At 62.8% G+C, this 12,148-nt stretch carries 15 protein-coding genes; 7 read left to right on the top strand and 8 right to left on the bottom strand.

All coding sequences use genetic code 11. The features are described from left to right. Positions 1 to 7: 7 nt before the first annotated feature. Together SJI00_RS18650 and SJI00_RS18645 are read right to left on the bottom strand one after the other, a co-directional pair. Complete coding sequence (locus tag SJI00_RS18650; protein WP_322463150.1) at positions 8 to 268, bottom strand: putative signal transducing protein; 261 nt, start codon at positions 266 to 268, stop codon at positions 8 to 10. Next, positions 268 to 453: a CPXCG motif-containing cysteine-rich protein gene (locus tag SJI00_RS18645; RefSeq protein WP_322463149.1), complete on the bottom strand. Its 186-nt coding sequence runs from the start codon at positions 451 to 453 to the stop codon at positions 268 to 270. Before SJI00_RS18645 ends, SJI00_RS18650 begins: the two co-directional genes overlap by 1 nt. A 125-nt stretch (positions 454 to 578) precedes the next feature. On the opposite strand from SJI00_RS18645, the gene SJI00_RS18640 reads away from it, so the two are divergent. Next, the gene (locus SJI00_RS18640; protein WP_322463148.1) at positions 579 to 1,748 is read left to right on the top strand and encodes a 1-acyl-sn-glycerol-3-phosphate acyltransferase; all 1,170 of its coding nucleotides are present in this window, start codon (positions 579 to 581) and stop codon (positions 1,746 to 1,748) included. A gap of 141 nt (positions 1,749 to 1,889) precedes the next feature. After that, the gene (locus tag SJI00_RS18635) at positions 1,890 to 2,096 is read left to right on the top strand and encodes a hypothetical protein (RefSeq protein WP_322463147.1); all 207 of its coding nucleotides are present in this window, start codon (positions 1,890 to 1,892) and stop codon (positions 2,094 to 2,096) included. 57 nt (positions 2,097 to 2,153) lie between these two features. On the opposite strand, the gene SJI00_RS18630 is transcribed toward SJI00_RS18635, so the two are convergent. Further along, positions 2,154 to 2,738: a YajG family lipoprotein gene (locus SJI00_RS18630; protein ID WP_322463146.1), complete on the bottom strand. Its 585-nt coding sequence runs from the start codon at positions 2,736 to 2,738 to the stop codon at positions 2,154 to 2,156. Between the two features lie 145 nt (positions 2,739 to 2,883). Here SJI00_RS18630 and SJI00_RS18625 point away from each other — a divergent pair, with 145 nt between their 5' ends. Together SJI00_RS18625 and mqo are read left to right on the top strand one after the other, a co-directional pair. Next, entirely contained in the window at positions 2,884 to 3,117 is a 234-nt protein-coding gene (locus SJI00_RS18625) for a hypothetical protein (protein WP_322463145.1), read from the top strand. Positions 3,118 to 3,700: 583 nt separating this feature from the next. After that, positions 3,701 to 5,206: a malate dehydrogenase (quinone) gene (gene mqo, locus SJI00_RS18620; protein ID WP_322463144.1), complete on the top strand. Its 1,506-nt coding sequence runs from the start codon at positions 3,701 to 3,703 to the stop codon at positions 5,204 to 5,206. A 56-nt stretch (positions 5,207 to 5,262) separates the two neighbouring features. Here the strand turns inward: mqo and SJI00_RS18615 are convergent, their stop codons facing one another. The 3 genes from SJI00_RS18615 to SJI00_RS18605 all read right to left on the bottom strand — a co-directional run bounded on the left by SJI00_RS18615 (position 5,263) and on the right by SJI00_RS18605 (position 6,798). Continuing rightward, positions 5,263 to 5,553, bottom strand: a complete 291-nt coding sequence (locus SJI00_RS18615; protein ID WP_322463143.1) for a PA4642 family protein — start codon at positions 5,551 to 5,553, stop codon at positions 5,263 to 5,265. 70 nt (positions 5,554 to 5,623) lie between these two features. After that, entirely contained in the window at positions 5,624 to 6,094 is a 471-nt protein-coding gene (locus SJI00_RS18610) for a hypothetical protein (protein ID WP_322463142.1), read from the bottom strand. 146 nt (positions 6,095 to 6,240) lie between these two features. Further along, on the bottom strand, positions 6,241 to 6,798 hold the full coding sequence (locus tag SJI00_RS18605) for a hypoxanthine-guanine phosphoribosyltransferase (RefSeq protein ID WP_322463141.1): 558 nt from the start codon (positions 6,796 to 6,798) through the stop codon (positions 6,241 to 6,243). A 165-nt stretch (positions 6,799 to 6,963) separates the two neighbouring features. Between SJI00_RS18605 and upp the strand changes: the two genes are divergently transcribed. Together upp and SJI00_RS18595 are read left to right on the top strand one after the other, a co-directional pair. Further along, a complete protein-coding gene (gene upp / locus SJI00_RS18600) occupies positions 6,964 to 7,602 on the top strand; it encodes a uracil phosphoribosyltransferase (RefSeq protein WP_312931291.1) in 639 nt (212 codons plus the stop codon). Between the two features lie 2 nt (positions 7,603 to 7,604). Next, entirely contained in the window at positions 7,605 to 8,879 is a 1,275-nt protein-coding gene (locus tag SJI00_RS18595; RefSeq protein WP_322463140.1) for a uracil-xanthine permease family protein, read from the top strand. Between the two features lie 85 nt (positions 8,880 to 8,964). On the opposite strand, the gene hemH is transcribed toward SJI00_RS18595, so the two are convergent. Together hemH and SJI00_RS18585 are read right to left on the bottom strand one after the other, a co-directional pair. Beyond that, positions 8,965 to 9,981: a ferrochelatase gene (hemH, locus tag SJI00_RS18590; RefSeq protein ID WP_322463139.1), complete on the bottom strand. Its 1,017-nt coding sequence runs from the start codon at positions 9,979 to 9,981 to the stop codon at positions 8,965 to 8,967. 13 nt (positions 9,982 to 9,994) lie between these two features. Further along, positions 9,995 to 10,900, bottom strand: coding sequence for a TIGR01777 family oxidoreductase (locus SJI00_RS18585; protein WP_322463138.1), 906 nt, complete (start codon positions 10,898 to 10,900; stop codon positions 9,995 to 9,997). A 189-nt stretch (positions 10,901 to 11,089) separates the two neighbouring features. Between SJI00_RS18585 and SJI00_RS18580 the strand changes: the two genes are divergently transcribed. Further along, complete coding sequence (locus SJI00_RS18580; RefSeq protein WP_322463137.1) at positions 11,090 to 12,076, top strand: NAD(P)/FAD-dependent oxidoreductase; 987 nt, start codon at positions 11,090 to 11,092, stop codon at positions 12,074 to 12,076. Positions 12,077 to 12,148 lie beyond the last annotated feature (72 nt).

The following is a 12,148-nucleotide window of genomic DNA, read 5'->3' as shown; positions in this document are numbered from 1 at the left end:
CAGAGACCTAGCAGATGAGTGTGCCGGGGTAGCTTTCCGGCTCGTCGCCAGCGACTGGCTGGGCGGTATTGTACGCATCGATCAATTGCCGTGCGTAACCGGCCTGCTCATCCACCACAGCCAGGCCAAGCAAGCCGTGCATCGGCAGCTCGCCAGTGGCGCCGACCAGATCACGGCCGGTAAGGAACACCTCGATGCCTTCACTGGCCAGCATGCCGATCAGCATCTGCGCCTCCATGAGGTTTTCCGGCTCGTAGATCCGCCGCATCAGGCGTCATCCTCGCGTCGCACTTCAAGCCACCATTCGGCGCCATCGACCTGCAGCACGAACACCACCGGCTGGCAGCACACCTGGCAGTCTTCGGTGTACGCCTGATCGCCGGCCGACAGGTCGACCAGGGTCTGTACACGCTCGCCACAGTACGGACAATCGTACCCATCCTCTTCCAGCATCGCGGTCTCCCCATGGACTTGTGCGTATAATCGGCGGTCTGCCTGCAGGGCCTGCGGGCGGCCGAGCCGTTTCTCGGGCCCTGCCCTGCCTTTACTACCTTAGCCGTTTCCAACAAGAGAGCATGATGGGCGAATTCGATGCCATCCGACCCTATGACGACGCTGAAGTCCCCGCCGTTCTGGCGCGCCTGCTCAGCGATCCGGCATTTCTGGACCTTCTCACCCGCTACCGATTTCCCCGCGCTGCCGGCGCCTTCGGCTGGCTGCTCAAGCCGCTGATCGCCCGCCGCCTGCGCCAGCAGTTCGCCGGCGTGACGTGCGTATCGACCTTGCAGGACAAGGTCGAACACTACGTCGACCGCACGATCGACCAGGCCACCGACGGTGTGACCTACACCGGCGTCGAACAGCTCAAGTCGGGCACGCCCTACCTGTTCCTGGCCAACCACCGCGACATCGTCATGGACCCGGCCTTCGTCAATTACGCCGTGTATCACGCCGGTCTGCCGACGCCACGCATTGCCATCGGCGACAACCTGCTGCAGAAGCCCTTCGTCAGCGACATGATGCGCCTGAACAAGAGCTTCATCGTCCACCGCTCACTCACCGGGCGTCGGGAAAAACTCGCCGCGTTCCAGCTGCTGTCGGCCTACATCAACCATTCGATCCGCCACGATGGTGCCTCGATCTGGATCGCCCAGGCCGAGGGCCGTGCCAAGGACGGTGATGACCGCACCGATTCGGCGATCCTCAAGATGTTTCACATGAGCCGCAAGGATGAACCCTTCGGCGCCGTGATCCAGAGCCTGAACCTGATTCCGGTATCGATCAGCTACGAGTACGACCCCTGCGACCAGGCCAAGGCCCGCGAGCTGTACATCCGCGCGACCACCGGCAGCTACAGCAAGATACCGGGCGAGGACGACAACAGCATTGCGCTGGGCATCACCGGCTACAAAGGCCGGGTGCACATTCACTTCGCCCCGCCGCTCACCACCTACCACGAAGACACTAAACAGTTGGCCCAGGCCATCGACCAGCAGATTCTCGGCGGCTATCGCCTGTTCCCGGTGCATTACCTGGCCTACGCCATGTGGGCCGACAAGGATGCCGCGTTGCAGGTGCCGGGCGCCGATGAGGTGTTCCCGGCGGCTGAACTGGCCAAGGCGCAGGCCGAGTGGCAGCGGCGTCTGGACGCCTGCCCGGTGGAGCAGCAGCCTTATCTGGTACTGCAGTACGCCACGCCGGTGCGTAACCAGTATCAGGTCAAGCACGCCGTCGAACTGGACCGCTGATCATCACTGCCTCCTCCGGTCGCCAGGGCCGGGGGATAAATCCACTTGTCACACACTCGTCATCAAGAAAGGCCACCCTGTCGGCCTTTCTCGCAACCGCTTCAGCGCCCTCGCTCAAGCACAGCACAACGGAGTGTGATCATGCTGCATGCCCAGAACCAGGATCGTCTGTACCTGGTTACCCAGAGTGATGAGCAACAAGCGCTGATCGACGGTTTCGCCATCAATGTTCAGGATCGCCACTGGCTGGTGTACTGCGCGCTCGGTGGCCATGCCCATCAGGACTTGCCGGATGTCGACCTGTTCACCGGCATCAGCATGCTGGACCTGCACGTGCAGGCTGCCTGAATCGCAGGCATGAAAAAGCCCGCAACTGCGCGGGCTTTTTCAGTGCCTGTCAGGCCCTTACTGGCTAAGGATCTGGCCGATGGCCTGATCCTTGAACAGGCGGGTCAGCGCATCGCTGAGCACATCGCTGACCAGCTTGGTGTTGGTTTCCTGGTTCGGCGCCATGCCGAAACGCTGGTCCAGCGAGGCGCCGTAGCGACCACTGTAGTTGCGGCCATTGCCGGCCACGTCGGCACGGAAGGTGGCGCCGATGGTGGCTTCGGTCACGTACATCTTGTCTTTGGGCGACTGGTACTTGAGCTCGGCCAGGGTCACGGTCAGCTTGGGCGCATTGCCAGCATTCGCCGTAGGGGTGAAGCCCAGCAGGCGCACGGCGGCCTCAGCCTGGGCTTGCAGCTTGGGCACGATCTCGTTGCCGCTGACGCTGATGGTGCTGGTTTCGGGGTACATGCCACCGCGTGTGCCCAGTGAAGGCGATGGACGCCCGTCGACCACCCTGACCACCACCGGCTGGCCATGCCCGACCGGCGCCAGCTGAGCGTTGAGCTTGGGTTGTGGGGTGAGTTGCTGCGGGCTATGTGCACATCCGACCAGACTGAGGCTGGCTACCGCGATCACACCGAACAACAGACGTTGCAACATGCGCATTTCTCCAGAAAAAGCCGCAAAGGCCCACAGTATACCCACGCCCCGAGCGACCAGCCATCAGCCCGACGCGGTTGTCACAATGGTTTAACCGACCACGACTACGCTGGCCCTCATGTCAGACACCTCAGGAATCGCTGCCATGGCCTCGCTCTGGAACCTGCTGTTCAAACGCCCGCGCCACCAGACCTACGCCCGCCTCGACAGCCAGGGCCGTTGCCTGGCCTTCAAGCAGTGCTCGGCAGTGCCCGATGCCGGCCTGTGGGTGCAGGTCTGGGAAGTGCGTCTGGCCTGGATCGGCCAGCCGTTGCCGCTGAGCGCGCGGGTTTGCCATAAAAGCAGGAGCGATTGGCAGCCCCACAGCCTGCCGGCCTGACAAACGTCGCAATAAATTCCGCGTTCGGGCGACTTTTCTGCCCACGACCTGGCTATAATCTGGCCCCGATTATAAGGACGTCTCCTGATCGGGCCCCCGCATCCGCCGCTTGACCCCGGCACCTACACCGCCTCGCCCTCAGAGAGCCTTCCACTCAGGTCTTGTCCTGACTGTCGCCTGCGGTTTTCAGGCGCGCGGTTGAGCATGAACCTGCGGGTTGTGTTCGCGCAGCCTGTTTTTGAGGTTCACGCCTCCAAAAGAGCGTGAAAAATCAGGACAACTTCACAAGAGTGTGGCGAGCAATGAACAGTCTGGCATGTGTACACGCGAAAAAAGCGTCCCGAACAGCGCCGAACAGGCGGCCAATCCGCTCATCGAAGGTGGGCTTTGAGGCTGGTGCATAGCGCACGCGCGACACCTTGACCATAAGTCGAATTGCCGCAGGTGGGGCAAACAGCGTTCAATAGACGAACGTAAAGGCTTATTGGCGGTGTCCACGAGCGTTGCACGAACTGCGAAACGTCGGACATGGCGATCCTGCCGTGCTGTCAAATAGGTTGCTGTAGAGTGTGGAGACGCGTTAATGGCGCAGAACGAAGCGGTTGATGTAGTACTGGTAGGCGCGGGCATCATGAGTGCCACCCTGGCCGTACTGCTCAAGGAACTCGACCCGAGCCTCAAGCTCGAGGTAGTCGAGGCGATGGACTCGGGGGCGGCAGAAAGCTCCAACCCCTGGAACAACGCAGGCACCGGCCACGCAGGCCTGTGCGAACTCAACTACACCCCGCAAGCGGCCGATGGCAGCATCGACATCAAGAAGGCCGTGCACATCAATACCCAGTTCGAGGTTTCTCGCCAGTTCTGGTCGTACCTGATCAACAACGGCAGCCTCGGCGCGCCACGTGACTTCATCAACCCGGTCCCGCACCTGAGCTACGTCGAAGGTGACAAAGGTGTGGCCTTTCTCAAGAAGCGCTTCGAGCTGCTCAAGCAGCACCATGCCTTTGCCGAGATGGAATACACCGAAGACAAGGCCGTGATGCAGCAGTGGATGCCGTTGATGATGCCAGGCCGCCCGGCCGACCAGCACATCGCCGCAACCCGCGTGATGAAAGGCACCGACGTCAACTTCGGCGCCCTCACCAACCAGCTGCTCAAGCACCTGGGCAATGCCTCGGATGCACAGGTCAAGTACAGCAAGAAAGTCGTCGGCCTGCGCCGTAACGGCAGCGGCTGGACGGTGACCATCAAAGACGTCAACAGCGGCAGCAGCCGTGACGTCGATGCCCGCTTCGTGTTTCTCGGCGCCGGCGGCGCGGCGCTGCCGCTGCTGCAAGCCTCGGGCATCCCGGAAAGCAAGGGCTATGGCGGCTTCCCGGTCAGCGGCCAGTGGCTGCGCTGCGACAATCAGGAGATCGTGCGCCAGCACCAGGCCAAGGTCTACAGCCAGGCTGCCGTCGGCGCGCCGCCGATGTCGGTGCCGCACCTCGACACCCGCGTCGTCGACGGCAAGACCTCCCTGCTGTTCGGCCCCTACGCCGGCTTCACCACCAAGTTCCTCAAGCACGGCTCGTTCACCGACCTGCCCTTCTCGGTGCGCATGGGCAATATCGGCCCGATGCTCGCCGTTGCGCGCGACAACATGGACCTGACCAAATACCTGGTCAGCGAAGTGATGCAGTCGATGGAGCAGCGCCTGGAGTCGCTGCGCCGCTTCTACCCCGAAGCCAAGGCCGAGGACTGGCGCCTGGAAGTGGCTGGCCAGCGCGTACAGATCATCAAGAAAGACCCGAAAAAAGGCGGTGTGCTGCAGTTCGGCACCGAATTGGTCGCCGCTCAGGACGGCAGCCTCGCGGCCTTGCTGGGCGCCTCCCCAGGCGCTTCGGTGACCGTGTCGATCATGCTGGAACTGATCGAACGCTGCTTCCCCGAGCAAACCCGCGGTGCATGGGCCGCCAAGTTGCAGGCGATCTTCCCGGCCCGCGAAAAGACATTGGCCACCGATGCCGCGCTGTATCGGCAGATCAGCACCGCCAACGACGCCACGCTGCAGATGGTCGACACGCACCCGGCGCAGCACTACGCCTGATACGCCAGATGCAAAAAAACGCCCTCCGGGGCGTTTTTTCATGGCCGGTGAATACCTCAGCCGCGAGCTTTTTCGATGATCTCGATGTACTCAGGCGCCGTGCGCTGGTCCGCGATCTGCTCGACGAAGGTTCTACCCTCAGCGTCCTTGCCATCCAGGTCGAAACCGGCCTCGACGAAAAACCCGATGAAACGCTCGAAGTCATCCACGCGCAGGCCGCGGTAGGCCTTGACCAGCTTGTGCAGCGAGGGTGAAGTCACTTCATCGGCAGGCTCGAACTGAAGAAATGCCTTGATGTAGTCATCGCTGATTTCATCACCAATTACCTGCTTCTTGTCTTTACGCATCAAAGGCTCCGGCTGAAACGATCAGAGAAAATTCAAAGGGCGGCAGTGTACCCTTCGCGGCCGGCCGCCCTCAACGCGTACGCACCGTGCCGGTGTGCAGGTCAGCCCAGATATGGCCGTTCGCATAGGTGAGGAACTGCACGTACAGGGTGTCATTGCGCAGCAGGTCCATGATGACGCGGTAGTCGCTCACCGGGTAGGTCAATGTGAGGCGGTGCGCGGCGTCATCGTAGACCGGTTTTTTCAGGCTCTTGCCGCCCTCGGCGTCAAAGGTCAGCAACACCTGGGCGATGGTCGCGCCCTTGCTGAGCGGTTTGCCCTTGAGCGTGATCTGCAAGCTTGAGGTGATGGGGATCGGCTGCTGATCCGACTGACGCTGCGCCCCGACCACCACTGTGTAATCGGTGACTTGCAGCAACTGCTGAGAGGTCGGCGCCTGCTGGCGCAATGACTGGTCGTCAGGGGGCAGGAACTGGCTATGCAGTGGCGCGGCGGACAGCGGCAGGCTGAAGGCCAGCAGCAGAGGAACGAGTGCACGCATGGGAGGCTCCTTGGCATGAGGCAGCACTCTAGCATGCGGCTTCAAGCAAGGGCCTCACAGGCCCGGGGCAGTCGAGCCGCGGGCGCATCCAGGCCAGGTATCGACCGACCTGGAGCTCACCTTCGTCTGGCGCCCAGGGCGCCAGCTCACATGCCTTTTACGGCGAAGATGCCATTGGCGTTGCGCCAGTAGCCTTTGTAGTCCATGCCATAACCGAAGATGTAACGGTCGATGCACGGCAGGCCGACGTAGTTGGCCTTCAGGTCAGGGCTGGCCTTGCGGTCGTGGTCCTTGTCGATCAGCACGGCGGTATGCACGGCGCGGGCGCCGGCGTGCGTGCAGAAATCGATGATGGCGCTCAGCGTGTGGCCTTCGTCGAGGATGTCATCGACGATCAACACGTCGCGGTCGATGAACGAGACTTCCGGTTTGGCCTTCCAGAACAGCTCGCCGCCGCTGGTCTGGTTGCGATAGCGGGTAGCGTGCAGATACGAGGCCTCGAGCGGGAACTGCAAGTGGGTGAGCAGCTTGCCGGCAAAGATCAGGCCGCCGTTCATCACGCAGAACACCACAGGGTTCTTGTCGTGCAGCTCGCGGGAAATGTGCTCGCCGACCTTGGCGATGGCGGCTTCCACCTCAGCTTCGGTGTACAGGCAGTCAGCCTCGTGCATGACTTGACGGATATGCTCGAGATCAGCGGGCATGGCGCGCTCCAGGGGGCTTGGAAATGGAAAAGCGGGCAAAGGTACGCATCCGTTCGCCGCAGATCAAGCGAATATGCACTAACGTCCACAAAGCTGGACGACATGCCGAAGCGAATAGATTAATCTAGCGCGGTTTTTTTGCCCGCCTTCCGGAGCCTTCTTTTTATGCCCACTCGTGAGATCCGCCATCCGCTGATCCGTCATAAGCTCGGCCTCATGCGCCGCGCTGATATCAGCACCAAGAATTTTCGCGAACTCGCCCAGGAAGTCGGCGCGCTGCTGACCTATGAAGCCACCCAGGACCTGGCCCTGGAAACCTACGAAATCGACGGCTGGTGCGGCAAGGTGCCGGTCGAGAAAATCGCTGGCAAGAAGATCACCGTGGTGCCGATCCTGCGTGCCGGTATCGGCATGCTCGAAGGCGTCCTCAGCTTGATCCCGGGCGCCAAAGTCAGCGCCGTCGGCGTCGCGCGTAACGAAGAAACACTCCAAGCCCACACCTACCTGGAAAAGCTTGCGCCGGAAATCAACCAGCGCCTGGCCCTGATCATCGACCCGATGCTGGCCACCGGCAACTCCATGGTTGCCACCATCGACCTGCTCAAGCGCGCTGGCTGCCGGGACATCCGCGCCATGGTGCTGGTGGCCGCCCCGGAAGGCATCGCCGTGGTCGAGAAAGCACACCCGGACGTGCGCATTTTCACCGCGTCAATCGATGAGGGCTTGAACGAGGATTCCTACATCGTCCCAGGCTTGGGCGATGCCGGTGACAAGATCTTCGGCACCAAGCAGAAGGACGCCTGATCATGCAGGACGGCTTCAACGACCCGCTCTGGCGCCAGGTCGTTTCGGGGGCGCAGATGCTCTTCGTGGCATTCGGCGCTCTGGTGCTGATGCCGCTGATCACCGGACTCGACCCTAACGTCGCTCTGTTCACCGCAGGCCTGGGCACGCTGCTGTTCCAGATCGTCACGGGTCGTCAGGTGCCGGTGTTCCTGGCCTCCAGTTTCGCCTTCATCACCCCGATCATTCTCGCCAAAGGGCAGTTCGGCCTGGCTGAAACCATGGGCGGCGTCATGGCGGCAGGCTTCGTCTACACCTTCATGGGGTTGATGGTGAAGATCAAAGGCACCGGTTTCATCGACCGCCTGCTGCCGCCGGTCGTCATCGGTCCGGTGATCATTTCCATCGGCCTGGCCATGGCACCCATCGCGGCCAACATGGCCATGGGCAAAGCCGGCGACGGCAGCGAACTGATCCATTACCAGACCGCCATGCTGATCTCCATGCCTGCCCTGCTCACGACGTTGCTGGTGGCGGTGTTCGGCAAGGGCATGTTCCGCCTGGTGCCGATCATCTCGGGCGTGCTGGTGGGCTTTGCCCTGTCGTTCTTCTTCGGTGTGGTGGATACCGCCAAGATCGCTAACGCGCCGTGGTTCGCATTGCCCAGCTTCACGGCGCCTGCGTTCAACTGGCAGGCGATCCTGTTCATCGTGCCAGTGGCGCTGGCGCCTGCGATCGAGCACATCGGTGGCGTGATTGCCGTGGGCAGCGTGACCGGCCGTGACTACCTGAAAAAGCCAGGCTTGCACCGCACGCTGCTCGGTGATGGCCTGGCCACGACCGCCGCCGGCCTGTTCGGTGGGCCGCCCAACACCACCTACGCCGAAGTCACTGGCGCGGTGATGCTGACCAAGAACTACAACCCGAAAATCATGACCTGGGCAGCGGTATTCGCCATTACCCTGGCCTTCATCGGCAAGTTCGGCGCGCTGTTGCAGAGCATTCCGATCCCGGTCATGGGCGGCATCCTCTGCCTGCTGTTCGGCTCGATCGCGGCAGTGGGGATGAACACCCTCATTCGCCACCAGATTGACCTGGCCGAAGCGCGCAACCTGGTGATCGTTTCGGTGACCCTGGTGTTCGGTATCGGCGGCGTGCTGATCGGTAGCGGCGACGGCCCGGACGACTGGGGCCTCAAAGGCATCGCCTTGTGCGCCGTGGTGGCCATTGCCTTGAACCTGATCCTGCCGGGTAACGATGGCTGGAAGAACAACAAGCTCGACGACCAGTTGCCCTGATCTCAGGCGCGCTGTGCGGGAAACCTGAACCGGCCGCTCGTTGCGGCCGGTTCAACATTCAGCGAGGCGCCGCTGCGCTTGCGCCTCAAGCTCGCTCGCACAAGCCTGCCAGCACCTGCGCCCATGCCACTTGGTCATTCAGGCACGGCACCAGCACCAGTTCCCGCCCACCCGCTTCAACGAACTGCTCGCTGCCACGAATGCCGATTTCCTCAAGCGTTTCGATGCAGTCGGCAACGAACGCCGGGCACATGACCAGCAGCTTCTTCACCCCCGCCTCGCCCAGCTCATCGAAACGGTTCTCGGTGTAGGGCTCGATCCATTTGTCACGCCCCAACCGTGACTGGAACGATACCGACCACTTGCCGTCCGGCAGCCCCAGGTGCCTGGCCACGGCCGCCGCAGTGGCCAGGCACTGCCCGCGGTAGCAGACCGCACGCACCTCGGCGCTGGCATCGGCGCAGCAGTTGGCCGCGCGCAGATCGTGCTGGGTGCCTTTGGGGAACAGTTTCTTCAGGTGGCGTTCGGGCAAGCCATGGAAGCTCAGCAGCAGGTGATCGTAGCCTTGTTCCAAGTACGGTTTGGCACTGTTGGCGAGCGCTTCGATGTAGGCAGGGTCGTCATAGAACGGTGCAAGCACGCGCATCTGCAACGGCAGTTGCTGTTCGGCAATGGTCTGCCTGGCTTGCTCGATCACCGTGGTGACGGTGCTGTCAGCGAACTGCGGGTACAGCGGCGCCAGTGTCACCTGCCGCACGCCCTGCGCCGCGAGGCGCGCCAGCACCTCTGGCAAGGCCGGTTGGCCGTAGCGCATGGCGATCTCCACCGGACCATGCGGCCAGTACGGGGTGATCGCCGCTTGCAAGCGGCGGGTCAGTACGACCAAGGGCGAACCTTCGTCCCACCAGATCGAGCCGTAGGCATGCGCCGACTGTTCAGGCCGCTTGATCAGGATCAGCGACACCAGCAGGCGGCGCAGCGGCCACGGCAGGTCGACCACATAAGGGTCCATGAGGAACTGGTTCAGGTAACGGCGCACATCGGCCACCGAAGTGGAGGCCGGGGAGCCAAGGTTGACCAGTAGCAGCGCGTGATCGGTCATGCAGCGTCCTATGTCAGAGCGCCGTGGACAGGTCGTCCAGGGCAGATTGCAGATCATTGAAGCGGAACCTGAAGCCCGCCTCCAGTAGCCGCGCCGGCCGGGCCCGTTGGCCTCCCAGCAGCAGCACCGACAGCTCGCCAAGGCCCGCCTTGAGCAGGAATCCCGGCAGTGGCAGGAATGCCGGACGATGCAGGGCGCGGCCCAGGCACCGGCTGAACGCCCGGTTGCGTTCGGGCGCCGGGGCGCAGGCATTATACGGACCACTGGCCGCGGCATTACGCACCAGAAAATCAATCAGGGCGATTTGATCGTCGATATGGATCCAGGGCATCCATTGCCGCCCGCTGCCGATCGGCCCGCCCAGGCCCAGCTTGAACGGCCAGCGCAAGCGCGCCAGCATACCGCCATCGCTGGCCAGCACCAGCCCGGTGCGCACCAGCACCACACGGATGCCCAGACGCTGCGCGCGCATCGCGGTTTCTTCCCAAGCGATGCACAGCTGGCTGGCGAAATCCGCCTTGACCGGTGCGGCGGCCTCGGTCAGCTCACGTTCGCCGCCATCGCCATACCAGCCCACTGCCGATCCGGACACCAGCACCTCGGGCCGTTGAGTGCGCGTTTCGAGCCACGTCAGCAGCTGTTCGGTGAGGGCAATGCGACTGTTCCACAGCTGCGTACGGCGGGCCCCGGTCCAGGGGCGGTCGGCAATCGGCGCGCCAGCCAGATTGACCACCGCATCCAGCGCGGCATCGGGCGCGATGTCTTCGAGCCGGCCTACGCCCTGCACGCCGGGCCCACAGCGCTTTTCAACCTCATCTGGGGAACGGCTCCACACCGTGACCTGGTGGCCCTGGCCCCGCCACAGACGACAAAGGTGCCGGCCAATCAGGCCGGTGCCGCCGGTCAGCAAAATATGCATGGCATGTGTCCTCGCAATGAACAGGTGTGGTCTATTTTTAAGGCCAAGGCACTTTTTTGACCCAACGCTCTCGGATAAACATAGGTCAGGCTGCGGTGTCAGGCGGTATAACCTTATACAAGCATTTGCCATTGTACAGGTTCGCTCGGCCACGTAGGCTGCCCCGAAGCACGGTTAGAAGAGGCCACCATGACAGTACCCATCGCCATCATCGGGGCCGGCATTGCCGGCCTGTCGGCTGCCCAGGCATTGCAATCGGCCGGGCAGACCGTTCATGTGTTCGACAAGGGCCGCGGCAGCGGCGGACGCATGTCCAGCAAGCGCAGCGATGCTGGCGCGCTGGACCTGGGCGCGCAGTATTTCACTGCCCGTGATCGGCGCTTCGTCGAGCAGGTGAGAGGCTGGGTCGCTGCAGGTTGGGCTGCCGAGTGGAAACCACAACTGTTCAATTATCGCGACGGCATGCTGACGCCCTCCCCCGACGAGCAGACCCGCTGGGTGGGTGCCCCACGCATGAGCGCGATCACGCGCGGATTGCTCGAAGGCATCACGGTCAATTTCGGCTGCCGTATCACCGAGGTGTTTCGCGGCGTCGACTACTGGCACCTGCAAGACGCCGAGGGCGTCAGCCATGGCCCCTATGAGCGCGTGGTAATTGCCGTGCCGGCCCCTCAGGCCACGCCGTTGCTGGCCGCAGCGCCCAAGCTGGCCGGCATTGCTGCCGGCGTGCAGATGGAACCCACCTGGGCCGTCGCAGTGGGTTTCGACAGCGCCTTGCCGACCCCGATGGATGGCTGTTTCGTGCAGGACAACCCTCTTGACTGGGTCGCGCGCAACCGCAGCAAGCCCGGGCGCGACGCGCAGCCCGACACCTGGGTGCTGCATGCCACATCCAACTGGAGCAAACAGCACATCGACCTGGCCAAAGACACCGTGATCGAGCGCCTGTGGGGCGAGTTCGCCGAGTTGGTTGGCTGCGTAGTGCCCGCACCGAGCTTTTCCCTTGCCCACCGCTGGCTGTACGCACGCCCTGCGGGCAACCATGAATGGGGGGCACTGGCCGACCCCGACCAAGGGCTGTACGCCTGTGGCGACTGGTGCTTGTCGGGGCGCGTGGAAGGCGCGTGGCTGAGCGGCCAGGAAGCAGCGCGGCGCCTGCTTGAACACCTCGACTGATCGCCCCGGCACAATTTTTATTGAACGACGCCCGTCATTCATGTGTATTACTTGTATAAGATTTCAACCTTG

Source organism: Pseudomonas gebzensis, assembly GCF_034427815.1.
GTDB lineage: Bacteria > Pseudomonadota > Gammaproteobacteria > Pseudomonadales > Pseudomonadaceae > Aquipseudomonas.
This window is presented reverse-complemented; position numbering and strand designations above follow the sequence as displayed.

Excerpts from the sequence above, each read along its gene's own strand:
- SJI00_RS18650 (WP_322463150.1), bottom strand. The coding sequence starts at position 268 with ATGCGGCGGATCTACGAGCCGGAAAACCTCATGGAGGCGCAGATGCTG.
- mqo (WP_322463144.1), top strand. The coding sequence starts at position 3,701 with ATGGCGCAGAACGAAGCGGTTGATGTAGTACTGGTAGGCGCGGGCATC.
- hemH (WP_322463139.1), bottom strand. The coding sequence starts at position 9,981 with ATGACCGATCACGCGCTGCTACTGGTCAACCTTGGCTCCCCGGCCTCC.
- SJI00_RS18585 (WP_322463138.1), bottom strand. The coding sequence starts at position 10,900 with ATGCATATTTTGCTGACCGGCGGCACCGGCCTGATTGGCCGGCACCTT.
- SJI00_RS18595 (WP_322463140.1), top strand. The coding sequence starts at position 7,605 with ATGCAGGACGGCTTCAACGACCCGCTCTGGCGCCAGGTCGTTTCGGGG.
- SJI00_RS18605 (WP_322463141.1), bottom strand. The coding sequence starts at position 6,798 with ATGCCCGCTGATCTCGAGCATATCCGTCAAGTCATGCACGAGGCTGAC.
- SJI00_RS18640 (WP_322463148.1), top strand. The coding sequence starts at position 579 with ATGGGCGAATTCGATGCCATCCGACCCTATGACGACGCTGAAGTCCCC.
- upp (WP_312931291.1), top strand. The coding sequence starts at position 6,964 with ATGCCCACTCGTGAGATCCGCCATCCGCTGATCCGTCATAAGCTCGGC.
- SJI00_RS18630 (WP_322463146.1), bottom strand. The coding sequence starts at position 2,738 with ATGTTGCAACGTCTGTTGTTCGGTGTGATCGCGGTAGCCAGCCTCAGT.
- SJI00_RS18580 (WP_322463137.1), top strand. The coding sequence starts at position 11,090 with ATGACAGTACCCATCGCCATCATCGGGGCCGGCATTGCCGGCCTGTCG.
- SJI00_RS18635 (WP_322463147.1), top strand. The coding sequence starts at position 1,890 with ATGCTGCATGCCCAGAACCAGGATCGTCTGTACCTGGTTACCCAGAGT.
- SJI00_RS18615 (WP_322463143.1), bottom strand. The coding sequence starts at position 5,553 with ATGCGTAAAGACAAGAAGCAGGTAATTGGTGATGAAATCAGCGATGAC.
- SJI00_RS18645 (WP_322463149.1), bottom strand. The coding sequence starts at position 453 with ATGCTGGAAGAGGATGGGTACGATTGTCCGTACTGTGGCGAGCGTGTA.
- SJI00_RS18625 (WP_322463145.1), top strand. The coding sequence starts at position 2,884 with ATGGCCTCGCTCTGGAACCTGCTGTTCAAACGCCCGCGCCACCAGACC.
- SJI00_RS18610 (WP_322463142.1), bottom strand. The coding sequence starts at position 6,094 with ATGCGTGCACTCGTTCCTCTGCTGCTGGCCTTCAGCCTGCCGCTGTCC.